This is a genomic window from Cryobacterium sp. TMT1-2-1, assembly GCF_004403955.1.
Lineage (GTDB): Bacteria > Actinomycetota > Actinomycetes > Actinomycetales > Microbacteriaceae > Cryobacterium > Cryobacterium psychrotolerans.
The window spans coordinates 1-20,899 of the sequence record NZ_SOHC01000053.1; the positions used below are offsets into that span (position 1 = coordinate 1).

Below are 20,899 nucleotides of genomic sequence, written 5' to 3' on the forward strand. Positions count from 1 at the left end.
CACGGACGGCCGCACGGAGGGCCGCCCGGCGCCGCGCGCGGCGGGCCGCCGCTGGCGCTGGGGCCCCTAGCCAGGCCGACCGAATACGGGTGTCGTTCGGCCCGGAGGAGGCATACGCTGTGCGTGTGACCAGAGCCCAGCGGGTGCTTCTCGTCGCCATCATCGTCACCTTCGTGGCGTTCCTCGATGGCGCGGTCATCAACGTCGCGCTGCCGGCCATGCGCGAGGACCTGGGCGGCGGACTCGCGTTGCAGCAGTGGGTCGTCGACGGCTACCTGATCACGCTGGGCGCATTCATCCTGATCGCCGGATCCCTGTCGGACTCGTTCGGCCGGATGCGGATTATGCGCATCGGCCTCTACGGCTTCGGGGCCACCTCCCTGCTCTGCGCGGTCGCCCCGACGGCGCTGGTGCTCGTCATCGCCCGTATTCTGCAGGGCGCGGCCGGGGCCCTGCTCGTGCCGAGTTCGCTCGCGCTGATCATCTCGACGTTCGCCCCGTCCGAACAGGGCAAGGCCATCGGCAAGTGGACGGCGTGGACGACCGCCGCGTTCGTCGTCGGGCCGCTCGTCGGCGGCATGCTCGTCGACGCGGCATCCTGGCGGCTCATCTTCGCGATCAATGTGCTGCCGATAGCGGTTGCCTTGTGGCTGCTTGCGGGCCTGGGCACCGACGCGCCCAATCCGGCCCGGCCGCGCGTCGACGTCGTGGGCGCCATCCTCGGCGTACTGGGCCTCGGCGGCCCCGTCTTCGCCCTGATCGAACAGGGACGCCTGGGCTGGTCGAGCCCGGCCATCTACCTGCCGTTCGTGCTCGGGATTGCCTGCTTCGCCGCCTTCCTCTGGTGGGAGAACCGCTGCGACGATCCGATGATGCCGCTCGAAATGTTCACCGTGCGCAACTTCGGCATGGGCAACATCGCCACCGTCTTCATTTATGCGGCGTTCACCTTCGGTCCTTTCGTGCTCACGGTGTTCCTGCAGGAGGTCGGCGGGTACACCGCGCTTGCGGCCGGCGTGGCCACACTGCCCGCGGTGGTGCTGCTGATCCTGCTCGCCTCCTGGTTCGGCGCCCGGGCCGATCGGATCGGGCCGCGCCTGTTCATGACGGTCGGCCCGCTCGTCTGCGCGGTCGGCTTCCTCCTCACCCTGACCATGACCTCGGAGGCCGCCTATTGGACGCAGGTCCTGCCCGGTATCTCCGTCTTCGGCCTCGGCATGGCCATCACGGTCGCTCCCCTGACCACGGCGATCCTGGGCGCCGTCGACCCGGCCAGGGCGGGCATCGGCTCTGCCATCAACAATGCCGTCGCCCGGGTCGCCGGGCTCATCGCGGTCGCCTGCACGGGAATCATCGTCGGTTCGGCGCTCGACCTGAACGGCTACCTGCGGGCGGCGATGGTCACTTCGGCGCTCCTGGTGGTGGGCGGCCTCGTCTCCCTGGCGGGCATCCGCAATCCCACGCTGACCGGTGCGGGGTCGGCGGTGTCGGCGGAGCCCACCCCGTAAATCCGGTTCGCCTACGCAGCCGAGTCGGGCTCTTCCATCCACCACTCCGTGAACTCGTTCGCCCGGCCGTCCGGAGCCAGCCGGATCACCCAGAGGTTCCGGTAGCTCGGCCCGTCGCGGTAGACCGTCGTCGCCAGGACGACGGCTACATCGTCGGTGATCGCCAGTGGCGCCCAGCGGAACGAGGTCTCCCCCGGTTCGTCGGCGGCGAACAGCCACTCGGCGACGATGGCATCCTGCCCGACCCAGGGGTCGGCGTAGGGCTCGGTTCGGTACACGGCCCGCTCGGTGAACAGCGCCCGGATGTCCCCTGGCCGGTTTGATTCCCAGGCGCGGCGGTAACCGTCAATCCACGAGGCAAGCGCCGCTAGTTCAGCCATGGCACTGTTCTACCCCGTGAGGGCCTCGGCGGACAGGCCACTGGTATTTCATCCCCTGCGGGGTGAGACTGGAAGGCAACGGTTCACGTCTCATGGAGGTTCCTCATGACACAACACTCGACCGGCGCGCCGGAGCTGATGCCGGTGCTTTCCCGAGGGAAGCACCGCACCCCGCGGAGCGGCGGATGCTTCATGGAATTCGCGTCCTACCTCGCAGGCGAGTCCTGGAGCGACCATCCGTCCTGCACGCACCCGACGCTCGCGTCGATGGCGAGGATGGTGAACGACTGCACCTCCGACGCGGCCCGCTCCCGGTTGACGACGCTGATTCCGTCCGTCATCGGCCTGCGCGGCGACGACCCGCGAGTCGAGTTGCTTGTCGCCCTGCGCGCGGCAACCCAGGCCTTGCCGGTCGCCAGCATGGAGCGCCAGCGTGCCCTGGCGGTGGGCATCCTCACCTGCGAGCGCAACCTCGCCGGGATGGACGCCGGGTCTTCGGCGAACGTCACGGAACAGGTCAGGGAGGCCTTCCGGCGGGCGCCGGACACCGAGCGCTGGGCGCGGGACTTCATCGGGTTCGTCGGCTCCCGGCCCCGCTCGAAATTCACCACCCACACTGCCGAGTCGATCCTGCGTATTTCGGTTCCGGGCATCGCGGAGGCCTGCGTGCCCGACACGGACGCGCGCCTGTACGACCTCCTCGCCCGGGCCATCGAAGATTGCACCCGCATCCTCGGGGCGCCGGCGACGGCTCGCTCCGCGTCGGTCCCGGTCCTGCGCTGACAACCGCTGACAAACGCTGACAAGCGCTGACAACGACGGGGCGGGGCCTGCTGGTGATCCAGCCGGCCCCGCCCCGCAACCGGTCCCGGTCCCGTGCCCTGTCGCGGGCGGTGCTGTCCTAGGCCGTGGCGAGTTCGCGGTTGCCGACCTCGGCACGAACGCCGCGGTTGACCGCCGACACGACCGACTTCAGCGACGCGGTGGAGATGTCAGCGTCGATTCCCACTCCCCAGTAGCGCTTGCCGTTGACGTCGAGTTCGACGTAGGCGGCAGCGAGGGCGTCCCCGCCGGCCGACATGGCGTGCTCGACGTAGTCATAAAGCGTGATCTCGATGCCCCGCTCCGCCATCACGCCGAGGAACGCCGCGATCGGGCCGTTGCCCGACCCGGTCGCATTGGCCACGGAGTCGTCGTCGCGCAGGTCGACCGTGAGCTCGACCGTGCCGGACAGGTCGCTGGCGGTGCGGGTCGAGTAGAGCTCGAACCGCCCCCACTTGGCATCCGGGTTGGACCGCTTCGCCGGCAGGTACTCGTCGTTGAAGATGTCCCAGATCTGCTCGCTCGTCACCTCGCCGCCCTCGGCGTCGGTCTTGGCCTGGACGACGCCGGAGAATTCGATCTGCAGCTTGCGCGGCAGGTCGAGGGCGTGGTCGGTCTTCAGCAGGTAGGCCACGCCGCCCTTGCCGGACTGCGAGTTGACGCGGATGACGGCCTCGTAGCTGCGGCCGAGGTCCTTCGGGTCGATCGGCAGGTAGGGCACGGCCCACGCCAGCTCGTCAACGGAGCGGCCCTGCGCCGCGGCATCCGCGGCCATCGCCTCGAAGCCCTTCTTGATGGCGTCCTGGTGTGAACCGCTGAAGGCGGTGAACACGAGGTCGCCCGCCCACGGGCTGCGCTCGGGCACGGGCAGCTGGTTGCAGTATTCAGCCGTGCGCTTGATCTCGTCGATATTGCCGAAGTCGATCTGCGGGTCGATGCCCTGCGTGAACATGTTGATGCCGAGGGCGACGAGGTCGACGTTGCCGGTGCGCTCGCCGTTGCCGAACAGGCAGCCCTCGATGCGGTCGGCCCCGGCCAGGTAGCCGAGCTCCGCTGCGGCGATCGCGGTGCCGCGGTCGTTGTGCGGGTGCAGCGACAGGATGATGTTCTCGCGGTGGGCGAGGTGACGGGACATCCACTCGATCGAGTCCGCGTAGACGTTCGGGGTGGCCATTTCGACGGTAGCGGGCAGGTTGATGATGACCTTGCGCTCCGGCGTCGGCTCGAGGATCTCGATGACCTGGTTGCACACGTCTACCGCGAACTCGAGCTCCGTGCCGGTGTAGCTCTCCGGCGAGTACTCGTAGTAGACGGTCGTTCCCGGGATAGTCGCCTCGGCCGCGCGGCAGAGGCGCGCGCCGGACAGGGCGATGTCGGTGATGCCCTGCTTGTCCTGGCGGAAGACGACCTCGCGCTGCAACACACTCGTGGAGTTGTAGAAGTGCACGATGGCCTGCTTCGCCCCTGCGATGGACTCGTAGGTGCGGTGGATCAGGTGCTCGCGAGCCTGGGTGAGCACCTGGATGGTCACGTCATCCGGGATGGCGTCGTCTTCGATCAGGCTGCGCACGAAGTCGAAGTCGGTCTGGCTGGCGGACGGGAAGCCGACCTCGATCTCCTTGTAGCCCATCCGGACCAGCAGGTCGAACATGATGCGCTTGCGCTCGGGGCTCATCGGGTCGATGAGTGCCTGGTTGCCGTCGCGCAGGTCGACCGCGCACCAGCGCGGGGCCTGAACGATGTGCTTGTCCGGCCAGGTGCGGTCGGGCAGCGAGACCCGGAACTGCTCGTGGTACGGACGGTACTTGTGGATCGGCATGGCCGATGCGGTCTGGTTGTTCTTCATGATCCCTGATCTCCTCGCGAATGGTGGTCAGCCCACGACAGACTCCGCGACGAGTGAGGCCTCAGATTAGGTCTCGTCGCGGCAGCTAAGGAGGAGCACACCGAACAGCACCATTTCAGGCTAGCACCGTTCGCCGGCCAACGGATGCCAGCCGCGAGAATCGTCGTTTCCGCCGAGAGTCGCCGTTGGACCGGCGATTCTCGGCGGAAACGGCGACTCTGGGCGAGCGGCCGGGACGGCTAGAAGCCGAGGCGGCCGAGCTGCTTCGCGTCGCGCTGCCACTCCTTGGCGACCTTGACCCGGAGCGAGAGGAAGACCCGCTTGCCGACGAGCGGTTCGATCTGCTTGCGGGCGCGCACGCCGACATCCTTCAGCCGGCTGCCCGACTTTCCGATGATGATGCCCTTCTGGCTGTCCCGTTCGACGAACAGGTTGGCGTAGATCTCGACCAGCTCCTGGTCGTCGCGCTCGATCATGTCGTCGATGGTCACGGCGATGGAGTGCGGCAGCTCGTCGGTGACGCCCTCGAGCGCGGCCTCGCGGATGTACTCCGAGATGCGCGACTCCAGGGTCTCGTCGGTCACCGTGTCCGCCGGGTACAGCGGGGCATCGGCGGTCGGCAGCAGACGCAGGAGCTCGGCGCTGAGTACGTCGAGCTGGATGCGGCTCTGGGAGGAGATCGGCACGATCGCCTCCCAATCCCGCAGCTGCGACACCGCCAGGAGCTGCGCGGCCACGTTGGTCTTGGACGAGGCGTCGATTTTGGTGACGATGGCCACCTTCTTCGCGCGCGGGAAGGAATCCAGCTGCTCGTTGATGAACCGGTCGCCCGGGCCGATCGGCTCGTTGGCCGGGATGCACAGCCCCACGACGTCGACCCCGGCCAGCGTGGTCTGCACGAGGCTGTTCAGACGTTCGCCGAGCAGCGTGCGCGGCCGGTGGATGCCCGGGGTGTCGACCAGGATCAGCTGCCCGTTCTTCTGGTGCACGATGCCGCGGATGGCGCGGCGCGTGGTCTGCGGCTTCGACGAGGTGATCGCGACCTTCTCCCCCACCAGTGCGTTCGTCAGCGTGGACTTGCCGACGTTCGGCCTGCCCACGAAGGACACGAATCCCGCTCGGTACGCGTCTTCTTTAGCCATGGCCATTTGCTCCTTCATCGTCCGACATTCCCAGGAATGCGGTCTGCGCATCAATCAGCGCTTCGTCTCGTTCCACCAGCACGGTGCTAATTCTCTTGCGTCGGCCCTCGGTGCGCTCGGCGGTGAGCACCAGGCCGCTCACCGAGGCGACGGATCCGGCGACCGGCAGGCGTCCGAGCGTCTTCGCCAGCAGCCCGCCCACCGAGTCGACGTCGTCGTCGTCCAGGTCGAGGTCGAACAGTTCGCCGAGCTCGTCGACGGGAAGCCGCGCGGCCACCCGGAAGCGTCCGCCGCCGAGGTCCTCGACCTCCACGACGTCCCGGTCGTACTCGTCGGAGATGTCGCCGACGAGTTCCTCGATCAGGTCCTCCAGGGTGACCAGGCCGGCGATGCCGCCGTACTCGTCGACCACCATCGCAAGGTGGTTGGACTCCAGCTGCATCTGGCGCAGCAGGTCGTCGGCCTTCTTCGATTCGGGCACGAAGACGGCGGGCCGGGCCAGTTCGCCCACGGTCAGCTGCTCCACGTTCAACGGCCGCTCATAGACGAGCCTGGCCACATCGCGCAGGTACAGGATGCCGGTGACGTCGTCGACCTCGCCGTCGACGACGGGCACCCGGGAGTAGCCCTTGCTCAGGAAGATGCCCATGGCGGCGCCGATGGACGCGCCGGCGTCGATGGTCACCATGTCGGTGCGCGGGATCATCACCTCGCGCACGACGGTGTCGTTGAACTCGAAGATCGAGTGGATGAGTTCCCGGTCCTCCTCCTCCAGCACGTCGAGTTCGGTGGCCTCGTCCACCATGCTCAGCAGCTGGTTCTCCGAGGTGAAGGTGGCGAGGCGGGTGCGGCCGGGTGTCACCCGGTTGCCCAGCGCGACCAGGGCGTTCGCGATCGGACCGAGCAGCACCCGGACGAAGTGCACCAGCGGCGCCGTGCCGGCCAGGAGGCTCGTCGGGTGTGCGCGGCCCACGCTGCGCGGGCTGGCACCGACGAGCACGAAGGACACGGCCGTCATGATCAGGGCGGAGAGCAGAAGCGCCAGCCACAACTCCTCGATGGAGGTGGCGAAGACGAGGGTCACGAGCACTGCGGCGGTCGTCTCGGCGATGATGCGCACGAAATTGAGGGCGTTGAGGTGGGCGCCGGTGTCCCGCGCGATCGCCTGGAGGGAGCGCTTGGCGCGCGAGGTGTCGGCCAGGTCGAAGATGTCCGCCCGGGATTGCGCGGTGATGGCGGCGTCCACGGCGGCCATCAGCCCGCCGAACGCCACCAGCAGGATCGCCGCCGTGACAAACCACCCGATCATCATCAACCGCGCGTGCGTTCCTGCAGGGTGAAACCGATCAGGATGTCCCGCTGGATGCCGAACATCTCTTTTTCCTCGGCCGGCTCGGCGTGGTCGAACCCGAGCAGGTGCAGCACGCCGTGGGTCGTCAGCAGGAGCAGTTCCTCGAGGGTGGAGTGCCCGGCGGTCTCCGCCTGGGCCTGGGCCACCTGCGGGCAGAGCACGATGTCGCCGAGTAGTCCGGGCGGCGTCTCGTTGTCCTCCGTGCCCGGGCGCAGCTCGTCCATCGGGAAGCTGAGCACGTCGGTCGGGCCGGGCTCGTCCATCCACTGCACGTGGAGCTGCTCCATGGCGCCCTCGTCCACGAGCACGATCGCGAGCTCGGCATCCGCGTGCACGTGCATCGCGTCGAGCGCGTACGCGGCCAGCCGGAGGATGGCGGCCTCGTCGACTCGGATGTTCGACTCGTTATTGATTTCGATGCTCAACTGGGTCTCCGTTTCGGAAGGCGATCACGCGGGCCGGCGGAGCGCGGGGTGGCACGGGCGGCGAATTCGCGCGCCTGGTCGCTTTCGTAGCGCTGGGCCTGCTTCTGCGCGTCGTATTCGGTGTACGCGTCGACGATGCGTCCCACGAGGGAGTGCCGCACGACATCCGCGCTGGTCAGCTGCACGAAGTGGATGTCGTCGAGATTGTCGAGCACACGGCTGACGAGCTTGAGGCCGCTCGCACCGGCGGGCAGGTCGACCTGGGTCACGTCACCGGTGATGACCATCCGGGAGCCGAAGCCGAGCCGGGTGAGGAACATCTTCATCTGTTCCGGCGTGGTGTTCTGGGCCTCGTCGAGCACGACGAAGGATGAGTTGAGCGTGCGCCCGCGCATGTACGCGAGCGGGGCAACCTCGATCGTGCCGGCCGCGAGGAGCTTGGGGACGAGCTCGGGGTCCATCATCTCGAAGAGGGCGTCGTAGAGCGGCCGGAGGTACGGGTCGATCTTCTCGGTGAGGGTGCCCGGCAGGAAGCCCAGGCGTTCACCGGCCTCGACTGCCGGGCGGGTGAGGATGATCCGGTCGACCTCCTTGCGCTGCAGCGCCTGCACGGCCTTGGCCATCGCAAGGTAGGTCTTGCCGGTTCCGGCCGGGCCGATTCCGAAGGTGATGGTGTTCTCGTCGATCGCGTCGACGTAGTGCTTCTGGCCGAGGGTCTTCGGGCGGATGCTCTTGCCCCTGGAGCTGAGGATGGCCTGGCCGAGCAGCTCAGACGGGCTCCGGGTGCTGTCGGCGCCGAGCATCCGCGCCGACGTCGAGATCTCCGCCTCGCCGAGGTCGCGGCCGTCGCGGAGCATCAGCTGCAGTTCCTCGATCAGGCGCCGCACGGCTTCGACCTGTGCGGGGTCCCCGGTCAGGGTGATGTCGTTGCCGCGCACGTGCACAGTGACGTCAGGATACTCGTGTTCAATCGTGTCGAGGAACCGATCCTGCGGCCCGAGGAGCCGCACCATGGCGATCCCGTCGACCTGCATCCGGAGCTCTGCGCGTTCGGCGCCGGCCGACGTCGCGTCAGTGGGAGCCAAGCGACCCCTCCTTCAGCTGTCCGCCCATGATGTGGGCGTGCACGTGGAAAACGGTCTGTCCCGCGGACGGGCCGGTGTTGAAGACGAGGCGGAATTCCCCGCCCGTGCGCTCGTCGGCGACCTGCCGGGCCACATCGACGAGTTCGGCCAGCAGGGCGGGTTCGGCCGCGGCGAGTTCGACCACGTTGCGGTACTGCTGCGTCTTGGTCGTGATGACGACGTGCACGGGCGCCTGCGGGTGGATGTCGTTGAAGGCGATGATGCGGTCGGTCTCGGCCACGATCGTCGCCGGGATTTCACGGGCGACGATGCGGCTGAAGATGGACGGTTCTGCGCCGGAGGAAGACATGTCTCTATCTTAAGCGGCGCTACCAGCGGCCGAGCGTCGCGTTCAGGATGGCCACCGCGGCCGGCCCCGCGGTGGAGGTGCGCAGGATGGTGTCGCCGAGGCGCACCCGCGTCGCGCCGGCCGCTTCGAGGATGGCCAGCTCCGACGGGGCGATTCCGCCCTCCGGCCCGACGACGAGCAGGATGTCGCGGTCGTCGGTCGGCGCGGGCACCTCGGTGAGCCGGGCCGAGGCGGTCGGCTCGAGCAGGAGCATCCGCGCGGAGCCGGCCAGGGCGGCCAGCGCTTTCGTACTCGCCAGGCCCTCGACGCTCGGCAGCCAGGGTCGGATCGACTGCTTGCCGGCCTCGCGCACGATGCTGGCCCAGCGCTCACGGCCCCTGGCGATCTTCGCACCCTCCCACCGGGACACCGATCGCGCCGCCGCCCACGGGATCACACCGTCGATACCCAGCTCGGTGGCGGCCTGGACGGCCAGTTCGTCCCGGTCGCCCTTGGCGAGGGCCTGCACGAGCAGGATCCGGGGCCTGGCCGGCGGCGTCACCGTGTTCGTGTCGACGCGGAGGGACAGCTCGGTCGGCTCCGCCGTGACGACGGTGCCGCCGAGGATGAGCCCGGCGCCGTTGCCGAGGAGCAGCTGCTCGCCCGGCCGGATCCGGCTGACCGTGACGGCGTGCCTGGCTTCGCTGCCGCCCACGCGGACGACCGCGCCCGGGGCGCAGTCCTCTGCCCGGAGCGACTCGTCGAGAAAGAAATGCGCCATCAGGCGGCTTCTAGCCGAGGAACCGATCGCGCAGCTTCGCGAACAGTCCCTGCTGGAAGTGGCTGAGCGAGGGTGCGGGCACCTTGTGCCGGGCCGCGAACGCCTCGATCAGCTCGCGCTCCTTGTGGTCGAGCTTGGTCGGGGTGAGAACCTGCACGCCGATCCGGAGGTCGCCGCGGCCGTTTCCGCGCAGCTTGGTCACGCCGCGGTCCTTGATCGTGAGGATCTCCCCGCTTTGCACGCCGGGCCGCAACTGGACCTCGATGTCGCCGTCGAGCGCGGCGACCGTCGTGGTCGTGCCGAGGATCGCGGTGGTCATCGGGATGTCCAGGGTGCAGAGCAGGTCGTCACCGTCGCGGCTGAAGACGTCGTGGTGGCGCACCTTCATTTCGAGGTAGAGGTCGCCGTTGGGGCCGCCGGCCGGGCCGGCCTCGCCGCTGCCGGGCATCTGCAGGCGCAGGCCGGTGTCGACGCCGGCCGGGATGTCGATGGGGACCTTGCGGCGGGCACGCACGCGCCCCTGGCCCTGGCAGGTGACACACGGGGTGGCGATGATGGTGCCGTAGCCGCGGCAGGAGCCGCAGGGGCTCGACGTCATCACATTGCCGAGCAGGGACCGCACGGCCCGCTGGATGTTGCCGGTTCCGTGGCAGATGTCGCAGGTGACCGGGGCCGTTCCCGGCTGGCAGCAGGTGCCGCTGCAGGTGCCGCAGACCACGGCCGTGTCGACCTCGATGTCGCGGTGCGTGCCGAAGATGACCTCGTCGAGGTCGAGCTCGACCCGGAGCAGCGCGTCCTGGCCGCGTTCGCGGCGCGATCGGGGTCCGCGGCTCCCGCCGCCTCCGCCGCCGAAGAAGGTCTCGAAGATGTCGCCGAAGTTGCCGAATTGGCCGTTGTCGAATCCGCCGCCGCCCTGCCCGCCCCGGTCGTACTGCTGGCGCTGTTTCGCGTCGCTCAGCACGTCATAGGCGTGAGTGACCGACTTGAACCGCTCGGACGCGTCGGCCCCCGGGTTCACGTCGGGGTGCAACTGGCGGGCCAGGCGCCGGTAGGCCTTCTTGATCTCGTCGGTGGTGGCATCGCGGGCGACGCCGAGTACTTCGTAATGGTCAGCCAAAGCTGGCTCTCCTTGAATATCTTGGGGGTGAGGTTCTGGAAATGGTGAGGTTCTGGAAATGGTGAGGATCTGGCCGTGGGTTCGCGGGCGGTGCGGGTTCGGGACCTAGTTCTCGCCGAGGAGGCGGGACAGGTACCGGGCGACGGCTCGGACCGCGGCCATGTTGTTGGAGTAGTCCATGCGGGTCGGGCCGAGCACGCCCAGCCGGGCAAGGTCGCCGCCCGGCGAGGTATAGCCGCTCGTGAGCACGGACGTCTCGCCCAGTCCGAACGGCGCGTTCTCGCGCCCGATGCTCACCGAGACGCCGTGCTGGTCGGTGGCCATTTCGCCGAACAGGCGCAGCAGCACGACCTGTTCCTCGATGGCCTCGAGCACCGGGTAGATGCTGCCAGTGAAGTCATGTTCGGTGCGGACCAGGTTGGCCGCGCCGGCCATCACGAGCTTGTCGTGACGGTTCGCGCCGATCTGGTCGCCCAGGGTGGCGGTGATCGGGCCGACGACATCCTCGAGGTCCCGTGGGACCAGCCCTTCCGGGCCGGACAGCGCCGTTGCCGCCTCGCTCATGCTCAGGCCGGACACGGCGGAGTTGAGCCGGGCGCGCACATCGCCGAGCTGCTGTTCGTCGAGGGCGCGAGGCAGCTCGATCACTCTCTGTTCGACCCGGCCGGAGTCCGTGATGAGCACGGACAGGATGCGGGTGCCGCCCAGGGGAACGAGTTCGATGTGGCGCACCCTGGCGCGGGACAGGGACGGATACTGCACCAGGGCGACCTGGTGGGTGAGCTGGGAGAGCAGCCTGACGCTCCGGGCCAGAACCTCGTCGAGGTCGGCGGACTCGCCCAGGAAGGTCTCGATGGCCCCTCGCGCAGCCGCGGACAGCGGTCGCAGGTCGGCCAGGTGGTCGACGAAGACCCGGTAGCCCTTGTCGGTGGGGATGCGCCCGGACGAGGTGTGCGGGGCGACGATCAGCTCTTCCTCCTCGAGGAGGGCCATGTCGTTGCGGATCGTCGCGGCAGACACACCAAAGGAGTGCCGATCGACGATGGTCTTCGACCCGACAGGTTCCCGTGAAGCGACGTAGTCCTGCACGATGACCCGCAGGACCTCGAGGCTGCGATCAGATACCATGACGGGTCGCTTCCCTCTCCGCTCGTGCTGCCGTGTTCTCGTGGCATGTGGTTGGCGGTGTTGGCACTCGCCCTTCCTGAGTGCCAATCATACCGCGACCCGCACGGGATCACCCATTGCTACAAGCGGATCGGGGGCAGTAGCTTATGCATATCGGCGCGGGAATCCCCGGCAGCCGACGAGCACCATTCGCTGAAAGGCACCCCGATGAGCGATCCGAACGCCCAGATCCCCGACGACCCGTACCGCGGCCAGCGACCGCCCCAGGACCCCTACCGGGCCCCGTACCAGGGCCCCGCCCCGGTTCCGGCCGCCCCGCTCACCGAGGCCGACGACCGGCAGTGGGCCTCCTTCGCCCACCTCGGCGGCATCCTGAGTTTCTTCCCGTCCCTGCTCATCTGGCTGATCTTCAAGGATCGCGGCCGCTTCACGGCGGAGGAAGCCAAGGAAGCCCTCAATTTCCAGATCACCCTCGTCTTCGGCTACGTGGCGATCAACATCATCGCCAGCTTCCTGGCGTCGATCACCTTCGGGATCGGTGGGATCTTCGGGATTTTCTCCGTGGCGCTGTGGGTCGTGAGCCTGATCTTCTCCATCCTTGGCTTCCAGCAGGCCAAGGACGGACACCACTACCGTTACCCGTTCGCGGTTCGCCTGATCAAGTAGCCCGGCCGCTACTCTGGTGTCGGCGTGACCGCACCAGGGGCCGACCAGACCGTGCCGACCAGACCATAAGGAGTCCGAATGTCCTCAGCACCTCCCCCCTCGAACCAGTACCAGGCCCCGACCCCGATGAACCCGGCCGACGAGAAGCTCTGGGCGACGCTGATCCATATCGGCGGAATCCTCTTCGGCCCGCTGCCGGCGCTGATCGGCTACCTCGTGCTGAAGGACCGCGGCCCGTTCATCCGCGCGCACACGGCGACGGCCCTGAACTTCCAGATCACCCTGCTGATCGCCTACATCGTGGGCGGCGTCACCGCGATCCTCCTGATCGGCTTCCTCATCCTCGGCGCGGCGTGGATCCTCGCCATCGTCTTCGGAATCATGGCCGCGATGGCAGCCAACACGGGCCGGTACTACACCTACCCGCTCACAATCAAGTTCGTCAGCTAGGGATCGACTGCCGGCGCGGTCAGTCGGTCAGGCGCCGGACGACCGCGTCCGCCAGCAGCCGGCCCCGGAGGGTCAGTTCGATCGAGCCGCCGATCGCCGCCGCGCCGTCGATCAGCCCGTCGGCGATCAGCCCGGCGACCTCATGGCGTCCCTGCGGCGACAGCGACGCGACCGCAATGCCCTCCCGGATGCGGCTCCGCAGCAGCACCCGCTCAACCTCCCGGGTCGCGTCGTCGAGCGTCTCCCGGCCGGCCGCAGGCGAGAGCCCGGAGAGCACCCGGTCCGCGTAGGCGGCCGGGTGCTTGACGTTCCACCAGCGCACGCCGCCCATGTGGCTGTGTGCGCCGGGACCGACGCCCCACCAGTCCTGGCTGCGCCAGTAGGCGAGATTGTGGCGGGAACGGTGGGCGTCGTCCGTGGCCCAGTTGCTCACCTCGTACCAGGAGTACCCGGCGGCGGCGAGCAGTTCGTCGGCCAGCTCGTAGAAGTCCGCCTGCAGGTCTTCGTCGGGCTGGACGAGTTCCCCGCGCCGGATCTGCCGGGCGAGCTTGGTGCCCTCCTCGACGATCAGCGAGTACGCGCTCAGGTGGTCGGGGGCCTGTGCAATCGCGTGCTCCAGGCTGGCTCGCCAGTCGGCGAGGGTCTCCCCCGGCGTGCCGTAGATGAGGTCGAGGCTGACGTCGAGCCCGGCGTCCCTGGCCCAGCGCACGACGAGCGGCACCCGCTCGGGGTCGTGGGTGCGTTCGAGGGTGGCCAGCACGCGCGGCACGGCCGATTGCATGCCGAACGAAACCCGGGTGAAGCCGGCGCCGGCAAGGTGGGCCAGGTAGGCCTCGTCGACGGAGTCGGGGTTCGCCTCCGTGGTGACCTCGGCGCCCGCGGCGATGCCCCAGACGGACCTCACCGACGCAAGCATCCGGGCCAGGTGCTCGGCCGGCAGCAGCGTCGGGGTGCCGCCGCCGAAGAAGACGGTCGAGGCCTCGCGGGCCGGCAGCCCGGAGTCTGTCAGGATGCGGCCCGCCGCCTCGACCTCGAGGACGGCCTGGCTCGCGTAGTCGCTCTGCTTGACGCCGCGCAGCTCGGTCGCCGTGTACGTGTTGAAGTCGCAGTAGCCGCAGCGCACGCGGCAGAACGGCACGTGCAGGTAGACGCCGAAGTCGCGCTCCGGCGCGCCGACCGCCGCCCCGGCGGGCAGCAGGCCGTCCGCCGGGGCAGGGTCTCCGAGGGGCTGAGGACCGGCCATCGGCGCCTACGCCGCGCCGGCGGGGTGCAGGGCCCGGAGGTAGCTCCGGGTGAACCGCGCCTGCTGCATCCGCAGGATCGGCCAGACCAGGCGGTAGTACCAGGTGCTCGGGCGGGAGAAGGCCCTGACCGTCAGCCAGACGGAGTCGTCCTCGTGCCGGGCGACGACGAAGGATTCCTCGCCGCTTTCCGGGTGGCCCTTCATCGTGCCGTAGGCGAAGCCGACCCGGTCGACCTCGTCGATCACGTAGACCACGCGCACCGGCGCCGTCACGGTGAACGGACCGAAGGGAACCCTGAGCCGGGCCGTCATGCCGTTGATGATGTAGGGCGTGCCGTCGTCCGAGAAGGTCTCTTCGTTGTCCGATCCGTTCTGGTCGGCCGCAGCGGTGCCGTCGGCGTTGAACCGGAGGCCGGAGTACTGCACCCCGGTTCCGCTTTCCAGGTCGGTGACGCTCATGCCGCTGCCGCGCTGCACACCCCAGGTCATCAGCGACCGCGAGGCCAGGCGGAAGCGCTCTTCGCCGCTGCCGAGCCGCACGCTGCGCTCCTGCGGCCGGTGCCCCTGGGGCGGGTAGCGGAGCAGGTCGGGCGCGAGGGTGCCGCCGATGGCCCCGTAGGTGACGGCGGCGTCGGTGAAGGTTTCCCGGCGCATCCGGCTACTTCTTCTCTTTCTTGGGCGGTTCGTCGCCGGAGAGCGCCGCGATGAATGCCTCCTGCGGCACCTCGACCCGGCCGACCATCTTCATGCGCTTCTTGCCCTCTTTCTGCTTCTCGAGGAGCTTGCGCTTGCGGGAGATGTCGCCGCCGTAGCACTTGGCCAGCACGTCCTTGCGGATGGCGCTGATGCTCTCGCGGGCGATGATCCGGGCGCCGATCGCGGCCTGGATCGGCACGTCGAACTGCTGCCGCGGAATGAGCTTCCGCAACCGCCCGGTCATCAGCACGCCGTACTCGTAGGCCTTGTCGCGGTGCACGATCGCGCTGAACGCGTCGACCTGCTCGCCCTGGAGCAGGATGTCCACCTTGACCAGGTCTGCTTCCTGCGAGCCGATCGGCTCGTAGTCGAGCGAGCCGTAGCCGGCCGTGCGGCTCTTGAGGTTGTCGAAGAAGTCGAACACGATCTCGCCGAGGGGCATGGTGTAGCGGATCTCGACCCGGTCCTCGCCGAGGTAGTCCATGCCGAGGAGGGTGCCGCGGCGGCTCTGGCAGAGTTCCATGATCACGCCGACGTAGTCCTTGGGCGCCAGGATGGCCGCCTTGACGACTGGCTCCTCGACCTTCGCGATCTTCCCGTTCGGGAATTCGCTCGGGTTCGTCACCGTGACCGTCTTCTTGTCGTCGGTGGTGACCTCGTAGATCACGCTGGGCGCGGTCGTGATCAGGTCGAGGCCGAACTCCCGGTCGAGGCGTTCGGTGATGATCTCGAGGTGGAGCAGGCCGAGGAAGCCGCAGCGGAAACCGAAGCCGAGGGCCACGGATGTCTCCGGCTCGTAGACGAGGGACGCGTCGGAGAGCTTGAGCTTGTCGAGCGCTTCGCGCAGGGCCGGGTAGTCGCTGCCGTCGATCGGGTACAGCCCGGAGAAGACCATCGGCTTGGGCTCGGTGTAGCCGGGCAGGGCGACCGTCGCCGGCTTCACCGCGGTGGTGACCGTGTCGCCGACCTTGGACTGGCGCACGTCCTTCACGCCCGTGATCAGATAGCCGACCTCTCCGACGCCGAGTCCCTGGCTCTGGGTCGGCTCGGGCGAGCTGACGCCGATCTCGAGGATCTCGTGGGTGGCGCGGGTGGACATCATCTGGATTTTCTCGCGCGGGCCCAGCTTGCCGTCGATCATGCGCACGTAGGTGACCACGCCGCGGTAGCTGTCGTAGACCGAGTCGAAGATCATCGCGCGGGTGGGGGCATCCGGGTTTCCGACCGGGGCCGGGATGAGCCGGGTGGCCCGGTCGAGCAGTTCGCTCACGCCCACGCCGGTCTTGCCGGACACCCGCAGCACGTCGTCGGGGCTGCCGCCGATGAGGCTGGCCAGCTCCTTCGCGTATTTGTCGGGGTCGGCCGCCGGCAGGTCGATCTTGTTCAGCACCGGAATGATGGTGAGGTCGTTCTCGAGGGCGAGGTAGAGGTTCGCGAGGGTCTGCGCCTCGATGCCCTGGGCCGCGTCGACGAGCAGGATCGCGCCCTCGCAGGCGGCGAGGCTGCGGGAGACCTCGTAGGTGAAGTCGACGTGGCCGGGCGTGTCGATCATGTTCAGCGCGTAGGTCTGGCCCTCGAGCTCCCACGGCATCCGCACGGCCTGGCTCTTGATCGTGATGCCGCGCTCGCGCTCGATGTCCATCCGGTCGAGGTACTGCGCCCGCATGGAACGCTCGTCGACGACCCCGGTGATCTGCAGCATCCGGTCGGCCAGGGTCGACTTACCGTGGTCGATGTGGGCAATGATGCAGAAGTTACGGATGAACGCCGGCGGGGTGGCGGACGGTTCAAGCGCCTTGAGAGCTCTGGGTGACATGGTGCCCCAATTCTTTCATGCTCAGCGGCGCCGCAGGTCTACCCGCGCACAGCGAGCCGTTCGCTGCGCTCGACGACACGTCCGGCGCCGTCGGACCAGCGGTAGACCTCGACCCCGGAGATGAGCACGAGTTCGGCGCGGGAGTTGATGTCGAGCGGGTCGCCCGACCAGACCACGACATCCGCGTCGAGGCCCGGCGTGAGCGAACCGACGCGGTCCTGCAGGCGCATCATCGCGGCCGGGTTCACCGTGAGGGCCTCGAGCGCAACCCGCGCCGACAGGCCCTCCTTGACGGCGAACGACGCCTGGTGCACGAGGAAATTGATCGGGACGACGGGGTGGTCGGTGGTGATGGCCACCCGCACCCCGGCCGCGGCAAGCGCGACGAGGTTGCCGATCGCGCGGTCGCGGAGCTCGACCTTGGTGCGGGAGGTGAACAGCGGCCCGAAGATCACCGGGATGTCGCGCTCGGCGAGCACGTCGGCGAGCTTGTGCCCCTCGGTGCCGTGGTTGATCACCAGGCGGTAGCCGAACTCGTCGGCCAGGCGGAGTGCGGTGGCGATGTCGTCGTGGCGGTGCACGTGCTGGTCCCAGGCGAGCTCACCGGAGAGCACCCGGGCCAGGGCCTCCTTGCCGAGGTCACGGGTGAAGGGTTCGTTCTTCTCCGCGGCGGCGTCACGCGCCTCGGCGTAGTTGCGGGCCTCGACGAAGGCCCGGCGGATGATCAGGCTCACGCCCAACCGGGTGCTCGGGGTCTGCTTCTTGTCGCCGTAGACCCGCTTGGGGTTCTCGCCGAGGGCGGACTTGACGCTGACCGACTCGCTGATGACCTGCTCGTCGACGGTGCGGCCGCCCCAGCTCTTGATCGCGACCGTCTGCCCGCCGATCGGGTTGCCGGAGCCCGGCTTCACCACGATCGTCGTGACTCCCCCGGCCAGGGCGTCCCGGAATCCCTCATCGTCGATGTTGATCGCGTCGATGGCACGCACGCCGGCCGTGTTGGGGTCGGTCATCTCGTTGGTGTCGTTGCCGGCCCAGCCGTTGGCCTCCTCGTCGATGCCGACATGGCCGTGCGCCTCGATGAAGCCGGGCAACACCCACTTGCCGGCCGCGTCGATGATGACGGCGCCGCCCGGGATGGACAGGTCGGCGCCGACCGCGGAGATCAGTCCGTCCTCGATCAGCACGGTGCCCCGTTCGATCGGGTCGCCGGCGACCGGGACGACCCGGGCGTTGACGAGGGCGATCACGCGGGCGGAATTCAGCGGTGAAGTCATGACTCGACCCTAGCCACTCCCGACGGTCATCCCTTCGATGGATGCCCGGGAGCATCCGCTCTGGTTAGGCTGGGCGCAATGTCCAGCCCTGCCGCCCCGGGCCCAGTCGCCCCAGGCCCTGTCGCCACCCTGCCGTCCGCCAGCATCGGCGGCGGCCTGCCTTTGTCGGCGCTCACCCCGGTGTTCACCGGGCTGCGAATGGGACTCCACCTGCTGATCGCCGCGCTGACCGCCCTGGTCGTGGTGCGCGCCCTGTTCGGCGCCTGGCCCGACCCAGCTCTGATCGTCGGCCTGGCGGCCGTGTTCCTCGGCAGCTACTTCGGCGGCAGCTACCTCGCCCGCACGCGCCGGGAACGGTGGATCATCCCGGTCTGGCTGGGCCTGCTGCTCGTGGAGTGGCTCGGTCTCACCCTCCTGGCCCAGGACGCCGCGTACATCGTCTTCCCGCTGTTCTTCCTCCAGCTCCACGTGCTCCCCCTCCGCTGGGGCGTGCCGCTCGTCCTGGTCAGCGTGCTGCTGGCGGTGTGGGCGCTCAGCCGCAACCTCGGTTTCAGCGTGGGGGCCGCGCTCGGGCCGCTGGTCGGCGCCGGCGTGGCCGTCGCGATCGGGCTGGGCTACCGGGCTCTGCTGCGCGAGGCCGCCGAACGCCAGGCCCTGATCGGTGAGCTTCGGGGCGCCCAGGCCGACCTCGCCGCGACCGAACGCCAGGCGGGCATCCTGGCCGAGCGCGGACGGCTCGCCCGCGAGATCCACGACACGCTCGCCCAGGGCCTGTCCAGCATCCAGCTGCTGATCCATGCCGCCGAGCGCACGGTGACGGATGCCGCGGCGCTCGAGCACCTGCGCCTCGCCCGGGACACCGCGGCCGCGAATCTGCAGGAGACACGCCGGTTCATCCGCGAGCTCACTCCCCCGGCCCTGGACACCCAGACCCTCCCCGGCGCCCTCGCCCGCCTGGCCGACACCGTGACCCGCGAGGCCGCCGGGAGCAGGGAGGCGACGGCGGTGAGCCTGCACGTCACCGGGGAGCCGGTCGAGCTGCCCATGCGGCTCGAAGCCACCCTGCTGCGGATCGCCCAGGGCTCGCTGGCCAATGTGGTCCAGCACGCGGCGGCGACCCGCGCCGAGGTCACCCTCAGCTACATGAGCGACGAGGTCACGCTCGATGTCGTCGACAACGGGCGGGGCTTCACCGCGACGGAGCCCACGCCCGGGCTCCGCACCGAGTCGTTCGGGCTGGTCGCCATCCGGCAGCGGGTGGAGCAGCTCGGCGGAACGTTCGTGGTGGAGTCGCGCCCGGGGCGCGGGACAGCGGTCGCCGTGACCTTCCCGCTGGGCGAGGGTGCGGCGTGATCCGCCTCCTCCTGGCCGACGACCACCCGGTGGTGCGCGCTGGCCTGCGCGCCCTGTTCTCGGCCGAGGCAGACATGGACGTCGCGGCGGAGGCCGGCAGCGCGGAGGACGCGGTCGCGCTCGCCGCGGCGGGCGGCGTCGACGTGGTGCTGATGGACCTGCAGTTCACCGGAGCGCTGCAGGGAGCGGAGGCGACCCGGGCCGTGCGTTCGCGCCCGGGAGCGCCTCGCGTGCTCGTCCTGACCAACTACGACACGGATGCCGACATCCTGGGCGCAATCGAGGCCGGGGCCAGCGGCTACCTGCTCAAGGACGCCCCGCCGGCCGAGCTCATCGCGGCCGTCCGCGCTGCGGCGGCCGGGGAGAGCGCGCTCGCGCCCGCCGTCGCCTCGCGACTGGACACCCGCGCCCGGGTGCCGGAGACCCGGCTGTCGCTGCGGGAGGCCGAGGTGCTCACGCTCGTCGCGGCCGGGCGATCGAACCGCCAGATCGGCCAGGACCTGTTCCTCAGCGAGGCCACGGTCAAGTCCCACCTCGCGCACATCTTCGCCAAACTCGGGGTCGGCTCGCGCACCTCGGCCGTGGCAGCGGCCCGGGCCGCCGGAACCATCAGGAACAGCTGATGGCCGCCATCCCGATCCTGCTCGTGCACGGCATCCGCACCTCGGCCTCGATGTGGCGGCAGCAGGTGGAGCGGCTCCGAGACGACGGGCACTCCGTGCTCGCGATCGACCTGCCGGGCCACGGCGCGCTGCTCGGCGAGGAGTTCACAGTGGAGGGCGCGCTCCGCGAGATCGATACCGGCGTGACCGCACTCGGCGGCCGGGTGATGCTCGTCGGCCTGTCGCTCGGCGGCTACTACGCGATCGCCTACGCCGGCGCGCACCCCGAGCGGGTGGCCGGGCTCGTGGCGGCCGGCTGCTCCACGGTGCCGGGAGGACCGGGACTGGCGGCATACCGCGGCCTGGCCAGGGGCATCCGCCTGCTGCCCGACCGCGGGCTCTGGCTGCACACGACGATGGTGCGCGCCCTGGTTCCCCGCCAGGGTGCGCACGACGTGCTCGCCGGGGGCGTGGCCCTGGACGTCATGGATGCCGGGCTGCGCGCCACCGGGACTCTCCGGCCGCTGGCGAGCCTGGCCGCCTACCCGGGGCCGGTGTGGTTGGTGAATGGGGCTCTGGACCAGTTCCGCCTGAACGAACGGCGCTTCCTCGCGGCCTGCCGTCGTGGACGCCTCGTGATCGTGCCGGGCGCGACCCACCTGGTGAGCCTCGCGCAACCGCAGCGCTTCACCGCGGTGCTCCGCCGGGTGGCCGCCGAGCTGTCGGCGGGCTTCCCGGCCGAGGAAGCGGGCGGGGAGCCGGGTGGGGAGCCGGGGCCGATTGTCGGGCCGGGCCAATAGCTGGTATCGTTTCCTGTTGGCTTGCGTGTTGGGTCCCACCCCACACGATTTTCGCCGCGAAGCGCCCTCTACCGCTGAGTGGC

The 20,899-nt window shown here is 69.3% G+C and carries 21 protein-coding genes; 7 read left to right on the forward strand and 14 right to left on the reverse strand.

The genetic code is table 11. From position 1 onward, the window contains the following. The first annotated feature begins 125 nt into the window (after positions 1–125). The gene (locus tag E3T33_RS09355; protein WP_092324590.1) at positions 126–1,508 is read left to right on the forward strand and encodes a DHA2 family efflux MFS transporter permease subunit; all 1,383 of its coding nucleotides are present in this window, start codon (positions 126–128) and stop codon (positions 1,506–1,508) included. Between the two features lie 11 nt (positions 1,509–1,519). Here the strand turns inward: E3T33_RS09355 and E3T33_RS09360 are convergent, their stop codons facing one another. Further along, a complete protein-coding gene (locus E3T33_RS09360) occupies positions 1,520–1,888 on the reverse strand; it encodes a nuclear transport factor 2 family protein (protein ID WP_092324549.1) in 369 nt (122 codons plus the stop codon). Positions 1,889–1,993: 105 nt separating this feature from the next. Between E3T33_RS09360 and E3T33_RS09365 the strand changes: the two genes are divergently transcribed. After that, positions 1,994–2,671, forward strand: coding sequence for a hypothetical protein (locus tag E3T33_RS09365; protein ID WP_198417262.1), 678 nt, complete (start codon positions 1,994–1,996; stop codon positions 2,669–2,671). 118 nt (positions 2,672–2,789) lie between these two features. On the opposite strand, the gene leuA is transcribed toward E3T33_RS09365, so the two are convergent. The 9 genes from leuA to hrcA all read right to left on the reverse strand — a co-directional run bounded on the left by leuA (position 2,790) and on the right by hrcA (position 11,913). Then, positions 2,790–4,556, reverse strand: a complete 1,767-nt coding sequence (gene leuA / locus E3T33_RS09370) for a 2-isopropylmalate synthase (RefSeq protein WP_134575202.1) — start codon at positions 4,554–4,556, stop codon at positions 2,790–2,792. Between the two features lie 239 nt (positions 4,557–4,795). Beyond that, positions 4,796–5,698 (reverse strand): GTPase Era, encoded by a 903-nt coding sequence (gene era, locus E3T33_RS09375; RefSeq protein ID WP_092324593.1) that lies wholly within the window; start codon positions 5,696–5,698, stop codon positions 4,796–4,798. Next, a complete protein-coding gene (locus E3T33_RS09380; RefSeq protein ID WP_092324552.1) occupies positions 5,691–7,010 on the reverse strand; it encodes a hemolysin family protein in 1,320 nt (439 codons plus the stop codon). The genes era and E3T33_RS09380 overlap by 8 nt, the downstream gene beginning before the upstream one ends. After that, positions 7,010–7,474 carry an rRNA maturation RNase YbeY gene (gene ybeY, locus E3T33_RS09385; RefSeq protein WP_092324554.1) on the reverse strand — a complete coding sequence of 155 codons (465 nt, stop codon included), beginning with the start codon at positions 7,472–7,474 and terminating at the stop codon, positions 7,010–7,012. The genes E3T33_RS09380 and ybeY overlap by 1 nt, the downstream gene beginning before the upstream one ends. Beyond that, a complete protein-coding gene (locus E3T33_RS09390) occupies positions 7,471–8,508 on the reverse strand; it encodes a PhoH family protein (protein ID WP_092324595.1) in 1,038 nt (345 codons plus the stop codon). The genes ybeY and E3T33_RS09390 overlap by 4 nt, the downstream gene beginning before the upstream one ends. 37 nt (positions 8,509–8,545) lie before the next feature. Next, the gene (locus tag E3T33_RS09395) at positions 8,546–8,908 is read right to left on the reverse strand and encodes an HIT domain-containing protein (RefSeq protein ID WP_092324555.1); all 363 of its coding nucleotides are present in this window, start codon (positions 8,906–8,908) and stop codon (positions 8,546–8,548) included. Positions 8,909–8,927: 19 nt separating this feature from the next. Next, complete coding sequence (locus E3T33_RS09400; RefSeq protein WP_134575203.1) at positions 8,928–9,668, reverse strand: 16S rRNA (uracil(1498)-N(3))-methyltransferase; 741 nt, start codon at positions 9,666–9,668, stop codon at positions 8,928–8,930. Between the two features lie 10 nt (positions 9,669–9,678). Continuing rightward, positions 9,679–10,785 carry a molecular chaperone DnaJ gene (dnaJ, locus tag E3T33_RS09405; protein ID WP_092324558.1) on the reverse strand — a complete coding sequence of 369 codons (1,107 nt, stop codon included), beginning with the start codon at positions 10,783–10,785 and terminating at the stop codon, positions 9,679–9,681. Between the two features lie 105 nt (positions 10,786–10,890). Next, positions 10,891–11,913: a heat-inducible transcriptional repressor HrcA gene (hrcA, locus tag E3T33_RS09410; RefSeq protein ID WP_092324560.1), complete on the reverse strand. Its 1,023-nt coding sequence runs from the start codon at positions 11,911–11,913 to the stop codon at positions 10,891–10,893. A 207-nt stretch (positions 11,914–12,120) separates the two neighbouring features. On the opposite strand from hrcA, the gene E3T33_RS09415 reads away from it, so the two are divergent. Continuing rightward, positions 12,121–12,579 carry a DUF4870 domain-containing protein gene (locus E3T33_RS09415; RefSeq protein ID WP_092324561.1) on the forward strand — a complete coding sequence of 153 codons (459 nt, stop codon included), beginning with the start codon at positions 12,121–12,123 and terminating at the stop codon, positions 12,577–12,579. Positions 12,580–12,657: 78 nt separating this feature from the next. After that, a complete protein-coding gene (locus E3T33_RS09420) occupies positions 12,658–13,029 on the forward strand; it encodes a DUF4870 domain-containing protein (protein WP_241982895.1) in 372 nt (123 codons plus the stop codon). Positions 13,030–13,048: 19 nt separating this feature from the next. Here the strand turns inward: E3T33_RS09420 and hemW are convergent, their stop codons facing one another. Genes hemW through E3T33_RS09440 form a run of 4 tightly spaced genes read right to left on the reverse strand, consistent with a single transcriptional unit; the run spans position 13,049 to position 18,061 of the window. Then, positions 13,049–14,272, reverse strand: a complete 1,224-nt coding sequence (hemW, locus tag E3T33_RS09425) for a radical SAM family heme chaperone HemW (protein WP_092324563.1) — start codon at positions 14,270–14,272, stop codon at positions 13,049–13,051. A 6-nt stretch (positions 14,273–14,278) separates the two neighbouring features. Continuing rightward, complete coding sequence (locus tag E3T33_RS09430) at positions 14,279–14,926, reverse strand: DUF1990 domain-containing protein (RefSeq protein ID WP_092324564.1); 648 nt, start codon at positions 14,924–14,926, stop codon at positions 14,279–14,281. Between the two features lie 4 nt (positions 14,927–14,930). Next, positions 14,931–16,784: a translation elongation factor 4 gene (gene lepA / locus E3T33_RS09435; RefSeq protein WP_092324566.1), complete on the reverse strand. Its 1,854-nt coding sequence runs from the start codon at positions 16,782–16,784 to the stop codon at positions 14,931–14,933. Between the two features lie 38 nt (positions 16,785–16,822). Beyond that, positions 16,823–18,061 carry an amidohydrolase gene (locus E3T33_RS09440; protein WP_092324567.1) on the reverse strand — a complete coding sequence of 413 codons (1,239 nt, stop codon included), beginning with the start codon at positions 18,059–18,061 and terminating at the stop codon, positions 16,823–16,825. A 78-nt stretch (positions 18,062–18,139) separates the two neighbouring features. On the opposite strand from E3T33_RS09440, the gene E3T33_RS09445 reads away from it, so the two are divergent. From E3T33_RS09445 to E3T33_RS09455, 3 genes are read left to right on the forward strand one after another with little or no spacing between them, the layout of a single operon-like run. After that, positions 18,140–19,414: a sensor histidine kinase gene (locus E3T33_RS09445; RefSeq protein WP_092324569.1), complete on the forward strand. Its 1,275-nt coding sequence runs from the start codon at positions 18,140–18,142 to the stop codon at positions 19,412–19,414. Further along, positions 19,411–20,037 (forward strand): response regulator transcription factor, encoded by a 627-nt coding sequence (locus E3T33_RS09450; protein ID WP_092324571.1) that lies wholly within the window; start codon positions 19,411–19,413, stop codon positions 20,035–20,037. The genes E3T33_RS09445 and E3T33_RS09450 overlap by 4 nt, the downstream gene beginning before the upstream one ends. Continuing rightward, the gene (locus E3T33_RS09455) at positions 20,037–20,816 is read left to right on the forward strand and encodes an alpha/beta fold hydrolase (protein WP_241982896.1); all 780 of its coding nucleotides are present in this window, start codon (positions 20,037–20,039) and stop codon (positions 20,814–20,816) included. Before E3T33_RS09450 ends, E3T33_RS09455 begins: the two co-directional genes overlap by 1 nt. The last annotated feature ends 83 nt before the right edge of the window (positions 20,817–20,899 follow it).